Here is a 20,799-nt window from a genome sequence, read left to right as displayed (position 1 = left end):
AAGCGGAAGCGGAAGCCGATGCGGAAACAGGAGTATCCATCGTGTTATCGAACTTGCGAGGCATCGGAGGCTGGGGCATGGCTGCCGCCCTGATCGCCATGACGCTTGCCCTGGGCGCCTGCCAGACCGTGCCTGTCTCCACACTCACCGCCACGCAAGTCGACGCGCTGCAGCAGCAGGGTTTCAAACTGACCGAAAACGGCTGGGAACTGGGCTTGTCGGAGAAGGTTCTCTTCGGCTTGAACGAGGATGTCATCAGCGGCGACCAGCAAGCGACCGTGCAACGGATAGGGCTGGCGCTGACGGGCGCGGGCATCGATCAGGTCAGGCTGGATGGCCATACGGACGATTCAGGCTCGGCCGACTATAACCAGCAACTGTCGGTGCGGCGTGCGGAGGCGGTGGCCAATGTGTTCGCCACGGCGGGATTCCTGCCTGAGAAGATCGAGGTACGAGGGCTGGGCAAGAGCAAGCCGGTGGCGGACAACCGCACGGCGGCCGGCCGCGCGGAGAATCGGCGGGTGGCTATCGTGGTGACGATTGATTAGCCGGTCGAATAGCCGATCGATTTGTAAATAGAGAGAGCTTTCCTCGCGCCTGATCATGCGATCGGCGCGAGCCGGACCCGTGATGCCGCGCCGGCTCCCGCTGCCGGCGCGGACTCTCGCAACGGCGAGGCTAGCGTACGCCCCGTGCGAGCTTCTCCTGCGCCCAGCTGACCGCCTCGCGCGCGGGCGCCAGGCCGGTCTTCTCCACGCGCTGTGCCAGCTCGAACACGCGCTCGCGGATATGGGCCACCTCGGCCAGCACCGCGGCTTCATCGGCGCCGCCGAGATACTCGCGGGCGCAACTGATGATGCCGCCGGCATTGATCAGGAAATCGGGCGCATAGAAGATGCCGCGGCGCTGCAGGGTGTCGCCTTCATCCAGCGAGGCCAACTGGTTGTTGGCGCCGCCTGCGATGATCTTGAACTGGCACTGCTCGGCAACCGCCGGGGTGATCACGGCACCGAGCGCGCAGGGCGCGAAAACATCGGCGGCGACGCTGGTGATGGCGGTTGTCGGCACGGCATGCGCGCCAAACTGCTCGCGCGCTTGCTCCGCCCTGGCGCCGTTGATGTCGGCCACGATCAGTCTGGCGCCGGCTTCATGCAGCCGGCGGCACAGGTCCCAGCCGACCGAGCCAAGCCCTTGCACGGCAACGGTCACGCCTTGCAGGGTGTTGCGGTCGAGCACATAGCGCACGGCGGCTTCGATGCCGACGAACACGCCATAGGCGGTCTTGGGCGAGGGGTTGCCGCCGAAAGTGCCTTCGCGCGGCATGCCGCTGATGTAGCGGGTCTGCGTGCGGGCGGCGACCATGTCTTCCACCGTGGTGCCGACGTCCTCGGCAGTGATGTAGCTGCCGTCCAGCGATTCGACCAGCCGGCCGAAGGCGCGGAAGAGCTGAGCGCGGTCATGCTGCGCCGGGGTGCGCAGGATGACGGCCTTGCCGCCGCCGAAGGGCAGGTCGGCGAGCGCGTTCTTGTAGGCCATGCCTTGCGACAGGCGCAGGGCGTCGGTCAGGGCATCGCTCTCGGCGGGATAAGTCCAGTAGCGGCAGCCGCCGAAAGCGGGGCCAAGGCTGGTGCTGTAGATGGCGATGATGGCCTGCAGGCCGGATTCGGGGTCGGTGGCGAGCGTGACGCGCTCGTGGGTCGGGCCTTCGCCGGTGCCGAACAGGCGGCCGGCGGCCTCTGGGGTGGTGCGTTCAGTCAAAGCGTCTTCTCCATGAAGATTGGGAATGCAAAGGGGTAGCTTCGCTTTCCTGGTGCGCCGCATTGGGTGGCAAGGCGGTGCAGTGGCGACGGTGGCCGGGCGGCTGCCGTCTTGACAAGGCCGGGCTGCCATTGTGTGGCTGCCCGGCCTCGGGTAAACGCTTGGTGCCGCGCACTGGCGCGGAACCGGTGCTGGATCTTACCGGCAAATCGCGGCTGGATGAAGAGGGCGGTGTGTGCGCGGCACCGCGACACCTATACTTGGAGTGAGGTAATCCTCAACCCCGAGCGATGGGCGAGGAGGAATCTACCCGGTGGCCTCCGCCCCTCGCGTGCAAGGAGGAAGCCATGTTCCAGCATCTGCTGCTACCCGTCGACGGCTCGCCACTGTCCGAATCCGCTTTCAGGAAGGCGCTGGTGTTTGCCCGCGAGGCGCGAGCTCGGGTCACTCTGATCCGTGTGATCCCGGATTTCCATGTCTATACGTACCAGGTGGAGATGCTGGCCAATACCCGTGCGCGGTTCGAGCGGGAGGCCACCAGCAACGTGGCGGACTATTTGAAGACCCTGGCCGCCGAAGCCGAGGCGGCGGGCGTGTCTTGCGAGACCCTTGGCGTGATGCAGGACCACCCGTATCAGGCGATCATCCAGGCTGCCCAGGACAAGGGCTGCGACCTGATCGTGATGGCCTCGCACGGGCGCCGCGGCGTGCAGGGCGTGCTGATCGGCAGCGAGACCAACAAGGTGCTGACGCACAGCAATATCCCAGTGCTGGTGTATCGCTAGCGGCGCTTGAGCGGGGGTGCCGACAGGGCCGGCATGCGCATTCGCTCTCGCTCTTCTAGGCGGGAACGGTGGCCGTCTGACTCGATCCCGTCCAGTCCAGCACCACCTTGCCGCTATTGCCCGACAGCATGGCGGCAAAACCGGCTTCGAAGTCGCCGACGCTGTAGCGATGGGTGATCATGGGCGTCAGGTCGAGGCCGCTTTGCAGCATGGCGACCATCTTGTACCAGGTCTCGAACATCTCGCGGCCGTAAATCCCCTTGATCTCCAGCCCCTTGAAAATCACCTGGTTCCAGTCGATCGCCATCTTCGACGGCGGAATGCCGAGCATGGCGATCTTGCCGCCGTGGTTCATGTGCTCGAGCATGGTGGCGAAGGCGGTCGGCACGCCGGACATCTCCATGCCCACATCGAAGCCTTCCGTCATATGCAGCTCGGCGGCCACGTCTTTCAGATTCTCGTGCTGCACGTTGACGACGCGGTTGGCGCCCATCCTGCGCGCCAGCGCGAGACGGTAGTCGTTGACGTCAGTGATCACCACATTGCGCGCGCCCACATGGCGCGCGATGGCGGCGGCCATGATGCCGATGGGGCCGGCGCCGGTGATCAGCACGTCCTCGCCCACCAGGTTGAAAGACAGCGCGGTATGAGTGGCGTTGCCGAAAGGATCGAAGATGGCGGCGATCTCGTCCGGGATGTCGTCGGGAATGCGGAAGGCGTTAAAGGCCGGAATCACCAGGTACTCGGCGAACGCGCCGGGCCGGTTCACGCCCACGCCCACCGAATTGCGGCACAGGTGGCGGCGCCCGGCGCGGCAGTTGCGGCAAAAGCCGCAGGTGATGTGCCCTTCGCCGGACACGCGGTCGCCGATTTCCAGCCCGCGTACCTCCTGCCCGATGGCGACGATCTCGCCGACGTACTCATGCCCGACCTGCATCGGCACGGGGATGGTGTTCTGCGCCCACTCGTCCCATTTCCAGATGTGGATGTCGGTGCCGCAGATGGCGGTCTGGCGGATGCGGATCATCACATCGTTGTGGCCGACTTCCGGCTCGGGCACCTCGGTCATGGTCAGGCCGGGCGCGCGTTCAAGTTTGGCGAGGGCTTTCATGGGGAGCCTCCTGCACGAAGCTTAGGCGATGGCGCCGAACTTGCGGCCGACCTTTGCAAACGCGGCAACGGCCCGCTCGATCTGCTCCGCCGTGTGCGCGGCACTCATCTGCGTGCGGATCCGCGCCCGGCCCTTGGGCACCACCGGGAAGGAGAACCCGACCACATACACATGCTCCGCCAGCAACGCGTCCGCCATGCCGGAGGCCAGCGCGGCATCGCCCAGCATCACCGGGATGATGGGATGCTCGCCAGGCACCAGCGTAAAGCCCAGCGCCGTCATCTCGCGGCGAAAATGCTCGCCGTTCTCGCGCACGCGGGCGCGCAGCGCGGCGCCTTCCTCGCTGGCCAGCAGGTCCAGCACCTTCAGCGTGGCGGCGCAGATGCTCGGCGCCAGCGAGTTGGAAAAGAGATACGGGCGCGAGCGCTGCCTCAGCAATTCCACGATTTCCCGGTGCGCGGCCACGTAGCCGCCGGAGGCCCCGCCCAGCGCCTTGCCCAGCGTACCGGTGATGATGTCCACGCGGCCCTCCACGCCGCATAGCTCCGGCGTGCCGCGCCCGTGCTCGCCGACAAAGCCTACTGCGTGCGAGTCATCCACCATCACCAGCGCGCCGTAGCGGTCCGCCAGGTCGCAGATGGATTTGAGATCGGCAATGATCCCGTCCATCGAGAACACGCCGTCGGTGGCGATCAGCTTGAAGCGCGCGCCGGCGGCATGGGCCTCGCGCAGCCGCGCCTCCAGGTCGCCCATATCGTTGTTGCGGTAGCGGTAGCGCTTTGCCTTGCACAGTCGCACGCCGTCGATGATGCTGGCATGGTTCAGTTCGTCGCTGATCACCGCATCCTGGTCATCGAGCAGCGTCTCGAACAGCCCGCCGTTGGCATCGAAGCAGCTGGAGTACAGGATGCTGTCGCCGGTGTGAAGGAATTTGGCGAGCACCGCCTCCAGCGTTTTGTGGACCGACTGCGTGCCGCAGATGAAGCGCACCGACGCCATGCCGAAGCCATCCTGCTCCAGGCCGCGCCGCGCCGCGTCGATCAGGCGGCGATCGTCGGCCAGGCCCAGGTAGTTGTTGGCGCAGAAGTTCAGCACATGCTCGCCGCCCGCGAGCCGGATGTCGGCTGCCTGCGGACTGGCAATGACGCGTTCGGCTTTGTGAAAGCCGTCGGCGCGGATGGTGTCCAGCGTATCGCGGAGGTGGGAAAGATAGCGGTCGCGCATGGGAAGCCCCTGGCTAGGTTGTTGGGCGGCGTGGCTGGCGCCAGCCTCCATGGTATGGCGAAAGCCGGAGGAATACCGGTTTGCGATGCGCGTGTTTTGTGCTGCGCTGCGCAAGTGGCGGCCGGCGCGGGCTACCGATGCTGCTATGCGGCAGAGACCCGGCCAGTCCTTGAATCTGGATACTAAACCCAATGAAATCAAGCCTTTGTCTCTTTTCCTTGGGTTCGCCAACTCCTATTCTTAAGTCAGGTTGCGCATGCCACCGCGATCGGCGCGCATGCCGGCTAACGGCTTGCTTGCGGAGGCGGCCATGAACGAAGACACGCGGATTGCACCTATCGAGCGAATCGTCTATTCGCGCCGGCACGGATCCACCGGCACCCTTATCGGCCACAACGCGCGGCGGCGCCGCCTGATTCAGGCCGCCGGGGCAACCGCGCTCGCTGCGGGCCTTGGCCCCTTTGTGCTGCCACGTCGGGCGCGGGCGGCCAAACACACCTTGAAGATCCTCCAGTGGAACCATTTCGTACCGGGCTACGACAAGTGGTTCGACAACACCTACGTGAAGGAATGGGGCCAGCGCAACGATACCGAGGTCATCGTCGATCACGTGGGAATCCCCGCGTTGGCCACGCGGGCCGCGGCCGAGGTTTCCGCGCAAAAAGGGCACGACCTGTTCATGTTCCTGTCGCCGCCCCCGGTGTACGAGGAGCAGGTCATCGATCACCGCGAGATCTACGAGGAATGCCAGCGCAAGCATGGCAGGCCGGTCGAGCTGGCGATCAAGAGTACGTATAACCCGAAGACGAAGAAGTACTTCGGCTTTTCCGACAGCTTCGTGCCGGACCCGATCAACTATCGCAAGGACCTTTGGGACGACGTTGGCATGGCCGCGCCCGATAACTGGCTGGATGTCCTTGCAGCGGGCAGGAAGATCAAGCAGAAACGCAATATTCCGGTCGGCATTGGCTTGTCCGCGGAACTCGACACCGCGATGGCGATGCGGGCCATCCTCTATGCATTCGGCGGCTCGGTGCAGGATGAGCGCCATACCGTGGTGCTGAACTCGAAGAATACGCTGGAGGCAGTCAAGTTCGTCAAGGCGCTGTACCAGGAAACCATGACGGCGGAGGTCTTGGCGTGGGACCCGTCGTCCAATAACCGAGCCATGCTCGCAGGCAAGATCTCGCTTTGCCTGAACGCGATTTCCATCACCCGCGAAGGCGAGAACAAGAACCTGCCGGTCACGTCGGACATCTGGCTCACGCAGGCCTTGCAAGGGCCGGTGCGGCGCATCGGCCTGGAGCATGTGATGGATTGCTACGTGATCTGGAAGTTCGCCGAGAACATTGCGGGCGCCAGGAAGTTCCTGGTGGACTATATCGACCACTTCCGCGAGGGCTTCCTTGGTAGCGAGTTCTACAACTTCCCGTGCTTCCCGGGCACGGTGCCGGACCTGCAGAAGCTGATCGCCGACGACCCCAAGGCCAGGCCGCGCGACAAGTACAAAGTACTGGGCAGCCTGAGGAATCAGGCCACCAACGTCGGCTTCCCTGGCTATGCCAACGCGGCCACCGACGAGATCTTCAATACATGGGTGCTCAACACCATGTTCGCCAAGGCCGCCACTGGCGACGAAACGCCGGAGAATGCCATCCGCGCCGCGGATGCGACCTGCAAGCGGATCTTCGCCAAGTGGCGGGAAAAAGGGCTGGTATGAGCCGCCGCCCCCGCCGGGCCGGCGGTGTCGGGACGGGCGTGGGCCGATGAGCCATGGCCACGGTGGAGACCCGCTCGCTCACCAAGCGCTTCGACGGCGGCAACGCCGTCGACGGCATCAGCCTTGCCGTGCGCGAGGCCGAGTTCCTGGTGCTGCTGGGCCCGTCTGGCTCGGGCAAGACCACCTTGCTGCGCCTGATCGCCGGGTTGGAAGCGCCCACCTCCGGCGACATCCTGGTGGGCGGCCGTGTCGTCACCGGGCTGCCGCCGCGCGCGCACAACATGGCAATGGTGTTCCAGAGCTACGCGCTCTATCCGCACCTGAGCGTGGCCGGCAACATCGCCTTCCCGCTGCAGGCGCAGCGCATGCCGCGCGAGGCGATCGCGCGCAAGGTGAACTGGGCCGCGGCGCTGTTCGGCATCGGCCACCTGCTGGCGCGCAAGCCGCGCCAGCTCTCCGGCGGCGAGCGCCAGCGGGTGGCGCTGGCGCGCGCGGTGGTGCGCGATCCGGTGGCCTTCCTGCTGGACGAGCCGCTCTCCAATCTGGACGCCAAGCTCAGGACTTCCGCGCGCGAGGAATTGCAGCAGTTGCAGCGGCGCCTGGCGGCCACCACGATCTACGTGACGCACGACCAGATCGAGGCGCTGGCGCTGGGCGACCGGGTCGCCATCCTCGACCACGGCCGCGTGCACCAGATCGGCACGCCGCAGCAAGTGTACGAGCACCCGGCCGATACGTTCGTGGCCACGTTCATCGGCTCGCCGCCGATGAACCTGGTCGATACGGATGCGGTGGTGACGGGCTTCCGGCCGGAGCACTTCCTGCCGCGCGGTGTCTACGGCGACGATGAAATGCTGGAACCCTTTCCGTTCCATGTCACCCGCATCGAAAACCTCGGTTCCGACCGGCTGGTGTACGGCTTGCTGGAGCCACCGCTGCCGCCCGCCAAGGTCATCTCGCGGATTCCCTGCACGGTCACCTTCCCGCTGGAGACCGGTGCGCGCTACCCGTTCGTGGTGCGGCATGCCGACCTGAGGCGCTTTGATCCGCGTTCCGGCGCCAGCGTGAGCGCGGCGCCGTCAGGGAGGCCCGCATGAGCGCCCGGTCTTCCGCCGCGCTTGCGCCACAGGCCGGCGGCTGGCATGTGCTGGAGGGCGAGCGCTGGCTCGGCGCCCTGATGCTGGCGCCGGCACTCATCTACATCGCGCTGCTGCTCGGCTTTCCCTTCCTGCTGTCGATCTACTACAGCCTGTCCGACATCACCGTGGGCAGCCGCGCCATGCATTTCGTTGGCCTGGAGAATTTCCGGCGCATCGTGCAGACCCCCACCTTCTGGCGCTCGCTCGGCAATGCGCTTGTGTTCACGCTGGTGTCCCAGGCGCTGGTGGTGATTCTGGCCAAGATCCTGGCGTTGGCACTGCTGCGCGACTTTCGCGGCAAATGGCTGGTGCGGCTGCTGATCCTGCTGCCGTGGGTGGCGCCGATCTCGCTGGGTTCGATCGGCTGGCTGTGGATCTTCGATCCGGTCTACAGCATCATCAACTGGACGCTGCGCGCGCTCGGCCTGCTCGGCCCGAATACCTGGCCGGTCTGGCTGGGCCAGCCGGACCTGGCGATGGCGTCGGTGATCCTGGTGGATGTCTGGCGCCTGCTGCCGCTGGCCACGGTCATCATCCTGGCCGGCCTGCATGGCATCCCGCAGGATATCCACGACGCCGCCGCCATGGACGGCGCCGGTTTCTGGCGCCACCTGTTCCGCATCAATATCCCGCTGGTGATGCCGATCATGCTGGTGGCGCTTCTGTTCGGCATCGTGTTTACGCTCACCGACATGATCATCATCTTCGTGCTGACGCGTGGCGGGCCTTACGACACCACGCAGGTGCTGGCCAGCCTGGCATTTTTCACCGGCATCCAGGGCGGCGACCTGGCCGAGGGCGCGGCGATTTCGCTGTTCCTGTTCCCGCTGCTGGTAGCGGTGGTGGCCCTGCTGCTGACCGTCGCCAACCGCGCGGAGGTAGCCTGACATGCGTGCCGATGCAAATCGCTGGCAGCACCGTGGCGCGCGCTGGGGCGCACGCTTCGGCCATGTCGCCATCCTTGCCGTCTTCGCGGGGTTCTGTGCTTTTCCCTTCTACTGGATGCTGATCACCACCTTCAAGGATGTCCACGACCTGATCAACACCGCCAACAACCCCTTCCTGTTCAACCAGCCGCCCACCCTGGACAACCTGCGCGTGCTGTTCCTGGAGACCCAGTACCTGCGCTGGATCGCCAATACGCTGCTGGTGGGCGCGATGGTGGTGGCCATCACCCTGCTGCTGGCGGTGCCCGCCGGCTACAGCCTGGCCCGGCTGGCAGGCAGCCGCGGACGGCAACTGGCGATCGCCATCTTCCTGACTTACCTGATCCCGCCCACCATTCTGTTCATTCCCTTCTCCCGCATCATCGGCGCGCTCGGACTGCAGGATTCGCTGTGGTCGCTGGTGCTGGTGTACCCGAGTTTCACGGTGCCGTTCTGCACCTGGCTGATGATGGGTTTCTTCAAGGCGGTGCCGCGCGATATCGAAGAGGCGGCGATGATGGACGGGCTGAGCCGCTTCGGCGCCTTCCTGAAGGTGGTGGTGCCGCTGTCGTCGGCCGGCATCCTGACGGTGGTCATATTCACGCTGACGCTGGTGATGCAGGAATTCGTCTATGCCCTCACCTTTATCACCAGTTCGTCGCAGTACACCGTCAGCGTTGGCGTGCCGACCTTCCTGGTGCGCGGGGACGTCTATTTCTGGGGCTCCCTGATGGGCGCCTGCCTGGTCGTCAGCGTGCCGGTGGCGGTGCTCTACAACCTGTTCGTCGACCGCTTTGTCGCGGGCTTTACCGTGGGCGCGGTGAAGTGAACGGGCTTGGCGGTGGGCGGTGCCGAGCGCCCGATGCGCAGCCTTTGCGCTTCGAGAAGCCGGGCAGTGTCGAGCGCTGATCCTCGGCCAGCGCAGATGCCATGAGCACTAGCCACCGCCTCGAACTCGGTTACAATCGCGCCATGTTTCGCGCAGACCGCCCCTCCTTCTTCCGGGGAGTCCTGCTGCTGTTGCTGTTCGCAATGCAGCTCCTGACCCCGCTTCTGCACGGCCATCTCGGAACCCCGAAACTCCATGGCCTGCATGTGCACACGGCGCTGCAAGGTGCGGTTAATTCCTATTCTCCTTCCGCTTCGCCCAACGCTTCCGCTGCCCACGATGGCAGCGCGCTGGTCGCGGTCGAGCCGCTGGAGGTCGATGTACAGACCGCCATCGGCCCCATTGCCTTTACCCTCCACGTACAGGCCGCCGATGTGCTCGTCGGCGTGGTCTTCGCGTTCCTGCTGTTTGCGGCGCTGCCCTTGCCGGCACCCCGGCGCCTGCCCTGGCGCGAACGCACGCCGCCCCGATGGCGTGGCGGCGATAGCAGGCCGCCTCCGGCGCACGCTCCTCCCTTCGCCTCCTGATTCCCCCGCCGGCCACGCCGGCGGTGCACGCTCGCGCGCCTGACCGGGACCGGTCAAGGCGCGCCGGGCGCTTCCATCCTGCTTTGGAGTCAGGCATGTTTTCCCGTCGCATGTTGTTCGTTGGCGCATTGCTTGCGTCAGCGCTGTTTCCCGTCGGCATGGCGCGCGCGCAGGCGCTGGCCTTGTCCGATGCCCAGGCCCGCGCGCTCGGCGTGCGGTTCGAGCCGGTCGCCAGTGCCGCGCAGGTTGAGATTGGCGCCAGCGGGCGCGTGGTGCTCAAGCCCGATGCGCAGTACGTGGTGGCCGCGCCTTATCCCGGCATGGTCGCGCGCGTGCTGGTGGCGATCGGCCAGCCGGTGCGTGCCGGCCAGGCGCTTGCCACCTTTGCCAGCCCGCAGTTGTTCGAGGCGGGGCGTGCGCTGGCCGAAGCGCGCTCGCAGGCCAACCTGGCGCGGCTCGCGCTGGCGCGGGACCGCGGCTTGCATGAAGACGGCATCATCCCCGGCAGCCGCTGGCAAGCCACGCAGGCGCGCGCCGCAGAGGCGGCGGCAATGGTGCGCGCCCGCGAGGCCGAGATGGGCGCCGCGGGCATCGTGTTCGCCAGTGGCTCTGGCGAACCCCAACTGGTGGCCGGCCGCGCCGGGCTGATCGCCGAGGTGAATGCGGTGCCCGGCACGCGCGTGGATGGCGCGGCGCCGTTGTTCCGCATCGTCGATCCCACCGCGCTGGAGCTTGACCTGCTGGTCGGCCGCGACATGCCGGCCCCCACCGGCGGCGAGCGCGTGGAAGTGCGCCAGCGCGGCGCCACCGGCAAGGTGGCCGGCGTGGTGCCGGCGAGCGACGGCACCGCCGCCGTGCGCGTGCGCGCGGCGCTGGACCAACGCGGCAGCCTGCAGGCCGGCGAAAGCGTGAATGTGATCGTGCACTTGCGTAGCGCGCCCGACGCCACCGGCGCGGGCCGCGCGCGGGTACCGGCTGCCGCGCTGACGTACTGGCGCGGCACACCCGGCGTGTTCGTGGCGACCAAGGCCGGAGTGCGCTACCAGACCGTGGTGGTCGAGGCCGTGGACGATGCCGCGGCGACCGTGCGGGCCGCGCTGCCGGCCGGCACGCGGGTTGCGGTCGGCGGCGTGGGCGCGCTCAAGGGCATGCTGGCGGGAGGTCAGTGATGCTCGCCGGCCTGATTGAATTCTCCCTGCGCCAGCGGGCGCTGGTGCTGATTGCCGCCTGCGTGCTGGCGGTGGCCGGCGCGTGGGCATACCTGAAGTTGCCCATCGATGCCTTCCCGGACATCTCGCCCACCCAGGTCAAGGTCATCCTGAAGATTCCCGGCATGACGCCGGAGGAAGTGGAGCAGCGCGTCTCCACGCCGGTCGAGCAGGAACTGCTTGGCATTCCGCACAAGACCATCGTCCGCTCGGTATCGAAGTACGGCATCAGCGACGTGACGGTCGATTTCGAGGAGGGCGTGGACAGTTACTGGGCCCGCCAGCAGGTGTCCGAGCGGCTGTCCGGACTGATGCGCGATTTGCCGCCCAACGCCATCGGCGGGCTGGCGCCGATCACCACGCCGCTGGGCGAGATGTTCATGTTCACAGTGGAAGGCGATGGCTTCTCGCTCGCCGAGCGGCGCCGCGTGCTCGACTGGGTGATCCGCCCGGCCTTGCGGACGGTGCCTGGCGTGGCCGACGTCAACGCGCTGGGCGGCGCGGTGCGCAGCTACGAAGTCATCCCCGACCCGGCGCGGCTGCGCGCCCGCGCGGTCACGCTGGAGCAACTGCGCCAGGCGCTCGACGCCAACAACCGCAACGATGGCGCGGGCCGGGTGGAGCAGGGCGACGAGAACTGGGTGGTGCGCGTGGAAGGCGGCGTGCGTGGCGTGGAAGACTTGCGGCAGATCGTCATCGATGCGCCCGGCGCGCGCAATGGCATGCCGCTGGTGACGGTGGGCGATGTGGCCACCGTCAGGCTCGGCGTGGCCACGCGCAACGGCGCGGTCAGCAAGGACGGCCGTGGCGAAGCGGTCGAGGGGCTGGTGCTGGGCTTGCGCGGCGCCGATGCCCGCCAGCTGGTCACCGCCGTGCAGGCCAGGCTGGACGAGCTGGCGCCCCAGCTGCCCAAGGGCATGTCCACGCACGTGTTCTACAACCGCGGCGAACTGGTCACCCGTGCCGCCAATACCGTGGTGCGCGCGCTGATTGAAGCCAGCCTGCTGGTGGTGGTGACGCTGTACCTGTTTCTCGGCGGCCTGCGCGCGGCGCTGGTGGTGGCGGCCACCCTGCCGCTGTCGATGCTGGCAACCTTCCTGCTGATGCGCTACGTGGGCCTGAGCGCCAACCTGATGAGCCTCGGCGGCCTGGCGATTGCGCTTGGCATGCTGGTGGACGCGGCGGTGGTGGTGGTGGAGAACATCGAGTCCGCCCTGGCGCGGGCGCACGGCCACAAGAGCGATCCGTCGCTGCGTGGCGCGGTGATCCGCCATGCCGTTGCCAGCGTGGCGCCGCCGATGCTGGCCGGTGTGTCGATCATCGCCATCGTATTCCTGCCGCTGTTGTCGCTGCAGGGCCTGGAGGGCAAGCTGTTCGGGCCGGTGGCGCTGACCATCGTGCTGGCGCTGGCGTCGTCGGTGGTGATCGCGTTCACCGTGGTGCCTGCGCTGGCATCGATGCTGCTGCGCGCGCATGCCGACGAGGCGCCGTACCTGATGCGCAAGGTGGCGAGCGGGTTTGCCCGGCTGCAGGACTGGAGCGCGCAGCATCGCCGCATCGTCTTTGCCGCGGCGGGCGCGGCGCTGGCCCTGGCGGTGGCGCTCTACCTGTCGGTGGGCAAAACCTTCATGCCCACCATGGACGAGGGCGACCTGATCGTGCAGTTGCAAAAGGCGCCGTCGGTCTCGCTGGCCACTTCGGTGGACCTGGACCTGCGGGTGCAGCAGGCGCTGCTGGCCGAGGTGCCGGAGATCCGCTCGATCGTGGCGCGCTCCGGCTCGGACGACCTTGGCCTGGACCCGATGGGGCTGAACGAGACCGACACTTTCCTGGTGCTAAAGCCAAAGGACCAGTGGCGCGGCAGCAAGGAAGATATCGCCACCGCCATCCGCCACGTCATGGAACGCTTCCCGGGCGTGGTGTACGGCTTCACCCAACCCATCGAGATGCGCGTGTCGGAAATGCTGACCGGCACGCGCGGCGACGTGGCGATCAAGGTGTTCGGCAACGATCTCGGCGCCATCGACACGGCCGCGCAGGCCATCGCAGCGCGCGTGCGCAAGATCGCCGGCGCGGCGGAAGTCATCGCGCCCAGCAACGAGGGCGTGCAGTACCTCACGCTCGCGCTGGACCGCGCGGCCGTCGGTCGCGCGGGGCTTTCCGGCGACGCGCTGCAGGCGTTGCTGCGCGCGCAGGTGGAAGGCGAGCGCATTGGCATCGTGCCGGAGGGCACCGTGCGCACGCCGCTGATCCTGCGGGGCGGCGAAAGCCTGCGGCAGACGCCGGAGATGTTCACCAGCCTGCAGGTGACGGCACCGGATGGCACGCCCTGGCCGCTCACCTCGTTGGCGCAGGTGCGGCGCGTGGAAGGGCCGGTGCGGATCAACCATGAAGACGGCGGACGCTTCGCGGTGATCCAGGTCAGCGTGGAAGGGCGCGACCTGACCGGCTTCGTGCAGGAGGCGCAAGCCGCCGTGGCTGGCCTGGCCGGGCTGCCCAAGGGGCTGCGCGTGGTTTGGGGCGGGCAGTTCGAGAACCAGCAGCGCGCCGCCGCGCGTCTTGCGCTGGTGGTGCCGCTCGCGCTGGGCGCCATCTTCCTGCTGCTGATGCTGACCTTCCGCTCGATCCGGCAGGCGGCGCTGGTGATTGCCAATATCCCGTTCGCGCTGGTGGGCGGCATCGCCGCGCTGCGGGTGGCGGGCGAATACCTCTCGGTGCCTGCCTCGGTGGGCTTTATCGCGCTGCTTGGCATTGCCGTGCTCAACGGTGTGGTGCTGGTCTCGCATTTCAACACCTTGCTGGAGGAGGGGCGGCCAGTGGCGGAGGCAGTGCGCACTGGCGTGCGCGACCGCTTGCGGCCGGTGCTGATGACCGCCTGCATCACCGCGCTGGGCATGATCCCGCTGCTGCTGGCGACCGGGCCGGGCTCGGAGATCCAGCGTCCGCTGGCCATCGTCGTCTCGGGCGGGCTGGTGAGTGCCACCGCGCTGACCTTGCTGCTGTTACCGCTCTTGTTCGAGCGCTACGGCGTGGCGCGTTCGCGTGAGGAAAACCAGGGCCGCATGGAACAAGGAGAGGGGCAATGAAGAGCGCAACCAGGAGCGCGAAGGGCGCAACGAAGGGCGCAATGCGCGGGATTGCCGCCGCTTCGGCATTCGCCGTGGCAACGGCCGTCTCCCTGATGGCCGCAACCGGCGGCATGACGAGTACCGCGTGGGCGCAGGCGATCCGGCCGGCCGAAGCCGGCATCTTGCCTCCGGAAGCCGCCGTGCGCGAGGCGGTCGGCCAGTCCCCCGACGTGCAGATGGCCGAAGCGCACCGCGACGCGGTGCTGGCCCGCGCGGACGGCATCCGTGCCGGCACCGCCGAGGCCGTGGTGCGCGCCATCGGGCAGGGCCGGCAGGTGCGGGAGCCGTCCGAGCGGTATGCCGAAGGGCAACTGGCGCTGGAGCGCCCGCTGCGGTTATGGGGCAAGGCCGATGCCGATGGCGCGCTGGCCGATGCGACCGTGCAGTCCGGCCAGCTCGCCGTGATGGATGCGCGCCATGAGGTCTCGCGGCAGATCCTGTCGCTGTGGTTCGCGGCGCTGCGCGCGCAGCAGGCAAGGGTCGCGGCGCAGGGCAACGACAGCCTGGCCGCGGAGTTGGCGAGCGTGACCGCGCGGCGCGTACAGGCAGGCGATGCGGCGCGCATGGATCACGAACTCTTGCTGGCCGAGCGCTCCCGCACGGCTGCCGCGCTGGCTAGCGCGCGGGCGGCCGAGGCAGCGGCGCAAGCCGAGCTGCGGGCGCGCTTTCCGGGGCTTGGCGTGCCCGGCGGCCTGCCTGCGGAGGTGCGCCTGCAGGCCTTGCCGGACGATTCCGCCGACGCGCTGCGCATCCGCTATGTGGAGGACAGCCACGAGTTCCGCCTTGCTCAGTCCGAGGAGATGCAGGCGCAGCGGCAGGCCCGGCGCACCGACCTGGAGCGCAAGCCCGACCCGACCGTGGGCGTGTTCTTCACGGTCGAGCGCGGCGGCGCGGAGCGGATTGCCGGTGTGAGCATCGCCATGCCGCTGGGCTCGGCGCACCGGCGCGCGTCGGCGGTGGCGGCCGCCGCCGACGCGGAGGCAGCGGCCCGCCGCCGCCTGTCGGTGGAGCGCCGGATCGGTGCGGAGTTCGAGGTGCAGTATCGCGGGCTGGAAGGCAAGCGGGCCGCGGCCATGGCCCAGTCCGAGGCGCTGGCGCTGCAGCGCAGCGCCGCCGCGCGCACCGGGCGGGCCTACAAGGCGGGCGAAACCGGCTTGAGCGAACTTCTGATCATCCGGCGCGCGCTGGCCGACACCACGCTGGCCGAACGGGTGGCCATGGTCGACGCGCTGGAAGCGGACAGCCGGCTGCGGCTGGACCTGCACCGGATGTGGGATTTCGACGACTGAGGCGCGGGGCGCCCACTAACGGCGACGCGCGGTGGGCGCGTCGCCCGCGGCCCCGGCACTGGCCAGCAGGCCGCGCAGGAAGACCATGAGCATGCGGCCCGTGGGGTCGGGATGCGTCGTGGTCCGTTGCAGCGCAAGCCCATGCGCAAGCGCCATGAAGCTGGCGGCCAGCTCTTCCGGTGCAGCCGGCGGTATGCGGCCAAGGTGCCGGAACAGCCGTTCGATCAGGCGGCCGAGTTCCGCACGGTGCGTTTCCCAGACGGTGCGATATGCGCCGGCGAACGCCGGGCTGCGATTGGCGTGCATTTGCAGCTCGATCGAGAGCATGGCCCAGTCCGTCTCCGCGTTGAGCGTCGCGGCCCAGGCATCCAGGCCCGCGAGCACCTCGCCGCCCGGGCGTTCCGCGGTATCGAACACCATGGCAAGCTGCCGCGCCTCGGCTTCCATATGGCCGCGCAGCAGATCGAGCAGCAGCGCCTCCTTGTCAGGAAAGTTCGAGTAGAACGCACCCTGCGAATAGCCAGCTTCCTCCGCGATATCCCGGATCGACGTGCCGCCGAAGCCGCGCTGCACGAATAGCCGCCGTGCTGCATCGAGCAGGCGTTCGCGGGTTTGCGCCTGGCTTTGCTCGCGGCTTAGCCGCTTTCGTGGGGTGGGTTGGTTCATTGGCGTGGCGGGTGGTGATAGCGATAGCCATTGATGTTGGGAATTCAACTGCTATGATAACGGATATCAATTGATATCTGAATTCGCAATGAACGTCGAAATGCAGGGGCTGCCATGAATTTGAATACCGCTTTCGTTACCGGGGCCACCGGTTTGCTGGGCAACAACCTCGTGCGCGCGCTGCTTGGCCGCGGCGTGGCCGTCAAGGCGCTCGTCCGTTCGCCGGAAAAAGGACAGCAGCAATTCGCCGGCCTGGCCGGCGTCGAACTTGTGGTTGGCGACATGGAGAACGTTCCCGCTTTCGTGCCGGCCCTGCGCGGCTGCGACGTGGTGTTCCATACCGCGGCCTTCTTCCGCGACAACTACAAGGGCGGCAGCCACTGGGAAACGCTCAGGCGCATCAATGTCGATGGCACGGCCGCCCTGATCGGGCAAGCCTATGCCGCTGGTGTCCGGCGCTTCGTGCAGACCTCGTCCATTGCCGTGCTGAACGGCGCGCCGGGCGCGGTGATCGATGAGACCAACGATCGCGATCCCGCCGAGGCGGACGACTACTATCGCAGCAAGATCCTGGCGGACCGCGCGGTACAGGACTTTCTCAAGGCAACCCCTGACATGCACGCCACCTTCGTGCTGCCCGGCTGGATGTGGGGGCCGGGCGATATCGGCCCGACTTCCGCTGGCCAGGTGGCGCTCGACACGGTGCTGGCCAAGCTGCCGGGACTGGTTCCAGGGAGTTTCTCCGTGGTCGATGCCCGCGACGTCGCGCTGGCGCAGATCGCCGCCGCGCAGCGCGGCCGGCGTGGCGAGCGCTATCTCGCGGCGGGCCGGCATATGACGATGCGCGAGCTGATTCCGCTGATCGGCCGCGTCGCCGGTGTGCCAACGCCGGCGCGCGCGCTACCGCTGCCTCTGTTGTATGCGCTCGCCGGCATACAAGAGATCTACGCGCGCCTGAGCGGCAAGCCGGTCCTGCTCAGCCTGGCCACCGTGCGGCTGATGGTGAGTGAAGCGGACCGGACCCGTTTCAGCCACGCCAAGAGCGAGCGCGAGCTGGGCCTGGGATTCAGGCCGGTCGAGGAAACCGTGCGCGATGTCATCTCCTGGTACCGGGGGCACGGCTGGCTGCCCGCCGGACATGGCGCGCTGATTCGCTAGCGGGTACGCCGCAGGCGGCTGCGCTATTCACAATTTCGCTTGCGCTTCCCGCTCGAGCAACTCGCGCTTGCGCTCCACGCCCCAGCGGTAGCCGGACAGGTTGCCATCGCTGCGCACCACGCGATGGCAGGGAATCGCCACGGCGAGATGGTTGGCGCCGCAAGCCTGCGCCACCGCGCGCACGGCCTTGGGTGCGCCGATGCGCGCGGCGATCTCGGCGTAGCTGGCGGTCGTGCCGGCAGGAATTTCCCGCAGCGCTTGCCACACGCGCTCCTGGAACGCGGTGCCGCGGACATCCAGCGGCAGGTCCAGGCCCAGCGACGGCGCTTCGATCAGGCCGACCACCCGCGCGATCCATTGCTCGAAGCCGGCATCGCCGCCAATCAGGTTGGCCTTGGGAAACTGGTCCTGCAACTCGCGCGCCAGCGCGTCGGGGTCGTCGCCCAGCAGGATCGCGCACACGCCACGCTCGCTGCGCGCGACCAGGATCGAGCCGAGCGAGCACTCTCCGACGGCAAAGCGGATGTCGGTATTGGCGCCACCCGCGCGGTACCGGCTTGCCGTCATGCCAAGCATCTGGTCCGAGGCCTCATAGAAGCGGCTGTTGGAGTTGAAGCCCGCGTCGTAGATGGCTTCGGTGACGGAGCCGCCGCGGCCGAGCTGCGTGCGCAGCTTGCGCGCGCGGTGCGCGTCGGCGTAGGCCTTCGGCGTGAGGCCGGTGACCGCCCTGAAGACACGGTGGAAGTGATAGGGGCTCAGGCCGGACTGCGCGGCGAGCGTGTCCAGCGTGGGCGGACTGTCCGCGCGTTCGATGGCCCGGCAGGCCCCGGCGACGAGGGCGGCGTGCTGCGCGGCAACCGCCGCCTGATCTGCCGCCGCGCGCTGGCTCGGGCGGTAGCCGGCCGCTTCGGCGGCCTCGGGCGTGTCGAAGAATTCCACGTTCTCCGGACGCGGCAGGCGAGACGGGCTGCCGGGCCGGCAGTAGATGCCGGTGGTCTTCACGGCATAGACGAAATCGCCATCGGCAGCCGGGTCGCGGGCGAGCACGCGTGCCCAGCGCGGGTCGCGTTCGGCGGAGGTCAGCGGGATTTCCATGGTGGTCCTCGTGCTGGGTGTCTGGTGGCGTTTCATGGGTTCACTGTATGCCGGTGGAGCGGGCTGCGCACTCCGGCTCTTGCGGTCAAATTCCGCGGGTGGATTCCGCGTTACCCCTACAGGGCATCATGGAAGATGATCCCCACCGTATGCCGCTGGCCCGAGCGCAGGCGGCTGACGCCGTGGCGCAGCTTGACCCGGTAGCTGCCGCGCGTGCCTTGCACCGGGCGCTGGTTGACCGCGAACACCACCGCGTCGCCCTTGCGCAGCGGCACCACCTCGGCGCGGGACTGCATGCGCGGGCGCTGTTCCGTCAGCACGAATTCGCCGCCGGTAAAGTCCTGGCCCGGCTCGGAGAGCAGGATGGCTGCCTGGATCGGGAAGACGTGTTCGCCGTACAGGTCCTGGTGCAGGCAGTTGTAGTCGTCCGGGCCGTACTGGAGGATCAGCGGGGTGGGGCGTGTCTGGCCGGCTGCGTGGCAGCGTTTCAGGAAATCGGCGTGCCGGGCGGGGTAGCGGGTGTCGATGGCCATGGCTTGGTTCCAGCGGTTGGCTATCGGGACGAGGTGGGGATATAGCGCGCCGCGCAGGCTTTCGATCAGGGCAGGCAGGGGGTAGCTGAAATACTTGTATTCGCCTTGGCCGAAGCCGAGGCGGCTCATTACCACGCGGGAGCGGAAGGGCGTGTCGAGGGGGTAAAGGGCCGCGAGCGTATCGCACGCGTTGGGGGCGAGCAGGTTTGCCATGACGGCGTAGCCGTGGTGGTCCAGGTTCTGCGCGATGGCGTCCCAGTCCAGGGTCTCCAGGGTCTCTACGCGCGGGGTGGCCTCTTCAATGGTATTCGCGCTGCGGGCTGCCGTTGCCTGGCTTGCTTTCATGCTGCGGCCTTTCGTGGTTCGTGTCGATGCAACGAACTTTAGAGGAGGATCCCGGCGGCATCACTCCGTGTCTTGCTGTTGAATTCTCTTGTTCGTGCATGCTCTCCCCGCGCCTGGCGCCCGGATGTGCGCCGCCCGCTGCCCTGCCAGTTCGCCGCGCTTGCTTTTGGCTCCCACTCGCCTATGATCTCGTGAATCGTTTTAGTAAACCGTTTTACTGAAACGCTTAATACCAAGTTGCCCGGCCCTGCTCATGATGGAGTCTTACGACGTGTGTAATGCTTTTCGCCGCAAGATCATGAAGTCCTCGCTGGCGCTTGCCGCGGGTTCCGCGCTGCCGCGCGTTGCGATGGGCGCCGATGCGCCGGTGGTGCTGCGCTGTTCCTCGGCCATGCCGGTGGACCAGAGTTCGGCCCAGTACCTGTGGTTCGAGCGCTTCCGCGAATGCTTGCGCGCGGCGGTGGGCGAGCGCATCCGTGTCGATTATTTTCCGAACGGGCAGCTGGGCAAGGAGGCCGATGTGGTGCAGCAGGTGCGCCTGGGCTCGATCGACATGATGGTCACCGGCAGTTCGATCTGGGCCACCGCATTGCCTGAGCTGGCACTGCTTGACCTGGGCTATCTGTTCGACGGCTGGACGCACCTGGCGCGCGCGCTGGATGGCGGCGTGGCCGCGCGGTTCGATGCCATGCTGCGCGAGCGTACCGGTTGCCGCGTGATCGGATGGGGCGCCTTCTTCAACGCGCGCAGCGTCTATACCCGCCATCCGGTGACCTCGCTGGCGGCGCTTCAGAAGGTGAAGCTGCGCGTGCTGCCCACGCAGATCTTTGTCGACACCTTTCGCCTGATGGGCGCCATTCCCACGCCGATTCCCTTCAACGAGGTCTATACGGCGGTACAGACCGGCGTGGTGGCGGGCTTCGAGCACGACGCCGCCAGCGTGCTGGCCAACAAGCTCAATGAGGTGGTCGGGCATTGCTGGCTGACCGAGCACCTGTTCAGTGCCAGCGTTGCCGTGCTGGGCAAGCGGGCATGGGAAAAGCTGCCGCTCGAGCTGCAGGCGCCGCTGTTGCAGGCGGCCGCGCAGGCCAGCGCCTACCAGCGCGAGGTGGCGCCGCAGCGTGGCCAGCGGGCCATGGATGCGCTGCGCCAGCTCGGGTTGGCCTTTCATCCCATGCGCGCCGCGGAGCGGGAGTCGGTCCGCTCCCGCATGCAGGCGCAGCTATGGCCGGGATTCACCGCCAGCTATCCGGCTACCCGGCCGCTGCTGGCGGCGATCGAAGCCGCGCGCGCCTGAG

18 protein-coding genes are annotated in these 20,799 nt (G+C 67.6%); 12 read left to right on the top strand and 6 right to left on the bottom strand.

Translation table 11 applies throughout. From position 1 onward, the window contains the following. Positions 1-77 precede the first annotated feature (77 nt). Entirely contained in the window at positions 78-548 is a 471-nt protein-coding gene (gene yfiB / locus AC1DS6_RS15725; RefSeq protein ID WP_441627564.1) for an outer membrane lipoprotein YfiB, read from the top strand. A gap of 130 nt (positions 549-678) precedes the next feature. Here the strand turns inward: yfiB and AC1DS6_RS15720 are convergent, their stop codons facing one another. Beyond that, entirely contained in the window at positions 679-1,821 is a 1,143-nt protein-coding gene (locus AC1DS6_RS15720) for a Leu/Phe/Val dehydrogenase (RefSeq protein WP_441627562.1), read from the bottom strand. 284 nt (positions 1,822-2,105) lie between these two features. On the opposite strand from AC1DS6_RS15720, the gene AC1DS6_RS15715 reads away from it, so the two are divergent. Continuing rightward, positions 2,106-2,543, top strand: a complete 438-nt coding sequence (locus AC1DS6_RS15715) for a universal stress protein (protein WP_441627560.1) — start codon at positions 2,106-2,108, stop codon at positions 2,541-2,543. 55 nt (positions 2,544-2,598) lie between these two features. Here the strand turns inward: AC1DS6_RS15715 and tdh are convergent, their stop codons facing one another. Continuing rightward, positions 2,599-3,654 carry an L-threonine 3-dehydrogenase gene (tdh, locus tag AC1DS6_RS15710; RefSeq protein WP_441627558.1) on the bottom strand — a complete coding sequence of 352 codons (1,056 nt, stop codon included), beginning with the start codon at positions 3,652-3,654 and terminating at the stop codon, positions 2,599-2,601. A 21-nt stretch (positions 3,655-3,675) separates the two neighbouring features. Beyond that, a complete protein-coding gene (locus tag AC1DS6_RS15705) occupies positions 3,676-4,878 on the bottom strand; it encodes a glycine C-acetyltransferase (protein WP_441627556.1) in 1,203 nt (400 codons plus the stop codon). A 310-nt stretch (positions 4,879-5,188) separates the two neighbouring features. Between AC1DS6_RS15705 and AC1DS6_RS15700 the strand changes: the two genes are divergently transcribed. From AC1DS6_RS15700 to AC1DS6_RS15665, 8 genes are all read left to right on the top strand, one after another. Then, entirely contained in the window at positions 5,189-6,598 is a 1,410-nt protein-coding gene (locus tag AC1DS6_RS15700; RefSeq protein WP_477102685.1) for an ABC transporter substrate-binding protein, read from the top strand. Between the two features lie 53 nt (positions 6,599-6,651). After that, positions 6,652-7,695: an ABC transporter ATP-binding protein gene (locus AC1DS6_RS15695; RefSeq protein WP_477102684.1), complete on the top strand. Its 1,044-nt coding sequence runs from the start codon at positions 6,652-6,654 to the stop codon at positions 7,693-7,695. After that, positions 7,692-8,624: a carbohydrate ABC transporter permease gene (locus tag AC1DS6_RS15690; RefSeq protein ID WP_441627550.1), complete on the top strand. Its 933-nt coding sequence runs from the start codon at positions 7,692-7,694 to the stop codon at positions 8,622-8,624. Before AC1DS6_RS15695 ends, AC1DS6_RS15690 begins: the two co-directional genes overlap by 4 nt. A 1-nt stretch (position 8,625) precedes the next feature. Beyond that, complete coding sequence (locus tag AC1DS6_RS15685; RefSeq protein ID WP_441627548.1) at positions 8,626-9,492, top strand: carbohydrate ABC transporter permease; 867 nt, start codon at positions 8,626-8,628, stop codon at positions 9,490-9,492. 101 nt (positions 9,493-9,593) lie between these two features. Continuing rightward, entirely contained in the window at positions 9,594-10,079 is a 486-nt protein-coding gene (locus AC1DS6_RS15680; protein WP_441627546.1) for a hypothetical protein, read from the top strand. A gap of 95 nt (positions 10,080-10,174) precedes the next feature. After that, positions 10,175-11,248, top strand: a complete 1,074-nt coding sequence (locus AC1DS6_RS15675; protein WP_477102683.1) for an efflux RND transporter periplasmic adaptor subunit — start codon at positions 10,175-10,177, stop codon at positions 11,246-11,248. After that, complete coding sequence (locus AC1DS6_RS15670) at positions 11,248-14,373, top strand: efflux RND transporter permease subunit (protein WP_441637524.1); 3,126 nt, start codon at positions 11,248-11,250, stop codon at positions 14,371-14,373. The genes AC1DS6_RS15675 and AC1DS6_RS15670 overlap by 1 nt, the downstream gene beginning before the upstream one ends. A gap of 113 nt (positions 14,374-14,486) precedes the next feature. Further along, on the top strand, positions 14,487-15,704 hold the full coding sequence (locus AC1DS6_RS15665; protein ID WP_477102718.1) for a TolC family protein: 1,218 nt from the start codon (positions 14,487-14,489) through the stop codon (positions 15,702-15,704). Between the two features lie 15 nt (positions 15,705-15,719). Here the strand turns inward: AC1DS6_RS15665 and AC1DS6_RS15660 are convergent, their stop codons facing one another. Beyond that, the gene (locus AC1DS6_RS15660; RefSeq protein WP_441635373.1) at positions 15,720-16,370 is read right to left on the bottom strand and encodes a TetR/AcrR family transcriptional regulator; all 651 of its coding nucleotides are present in this window, start codon (positions 16,368-16,370) and stop codon (positions 15,720-15,722) included. 114 nt (positions 16,371-16,484) lie between these two features. On the opposite strand from AC1DS6_RS15660, the gene AC1DS6_RS15655 reads away from it, so the two are divergent. Further along, positions 16,485-17,528 carry an SDR family oxidoreductase gene (locus AC1DS6_RS15655; RefSeq protein ID WP_477102682.1) on the top strand — a complete coding sequence of 348 codons (1,044 nt, stop codon included), beginning with the start codon at positions 16,485-16,487 and terminating at the stop codon, positions 17,526-17,528. A 27-nt stretch (positions 17,529-17,555) separates the two neighbouring features. Here the strand turns inward: AC1DS6_RS15655 and ada are convergent, their stop codons facing one another. Both ada and AC1DS6_RS15645 read right to left on the bottom strand, forming a co-directional pair. Then, the gene (gene ada / locus AC1DS6_RS15650) at positions 17,556-18,623 is read right to left on the bottom strand and encodes a bifunctional DNA-binding transcriptional regulator/O6-methylguanine-DNA methyltransferase Ada (RefSeq protein WP_441635377.1); all 1,068 of its coding nucleotides are present in this window, start codon (positions 18,621-18,623) and stop codon (positions 17,556-17,558) included. A gap of 116 nt (positions 18,624-18,739) precedes the next feature. Further along, positions 18,740-19,501: a 2OG-Fe(II) oxygenase gene (locus AC1DS6_RS15645; protein ID WP_477102681.1), complete on the bottom strand. Its 762-nt coding sequence runs from the start codon at positions 19,499-19,501 to the stop codon at positions 18,740-18,742. A gap of 256 nt (positions 19,502-19,757) precedes the next feature. On the opposite strand from AC1DS6_RS15645, the gene AC1DS6_RS15640 reads away from it, so the two are divergent. Next, entirely contained in the window at positions 19,758-20,798 is a 1,041-nt protein-coding gene (locus AC1DS6_RS15640; RefSeq protein WP_441635404.1) for a TRAP transporter substrate-binding protein, read from the top strand. Position 20,799 lies beyond the last annotated feature (1 nt).

It is taken from the genome of Cupriavidus sp. 05L310 (assembly GCF_056398185.1).
Note: the sequence above shows the minus strand (reverse complement) of the source record. Positions and strands in the feature narration are given on the sequence as shown.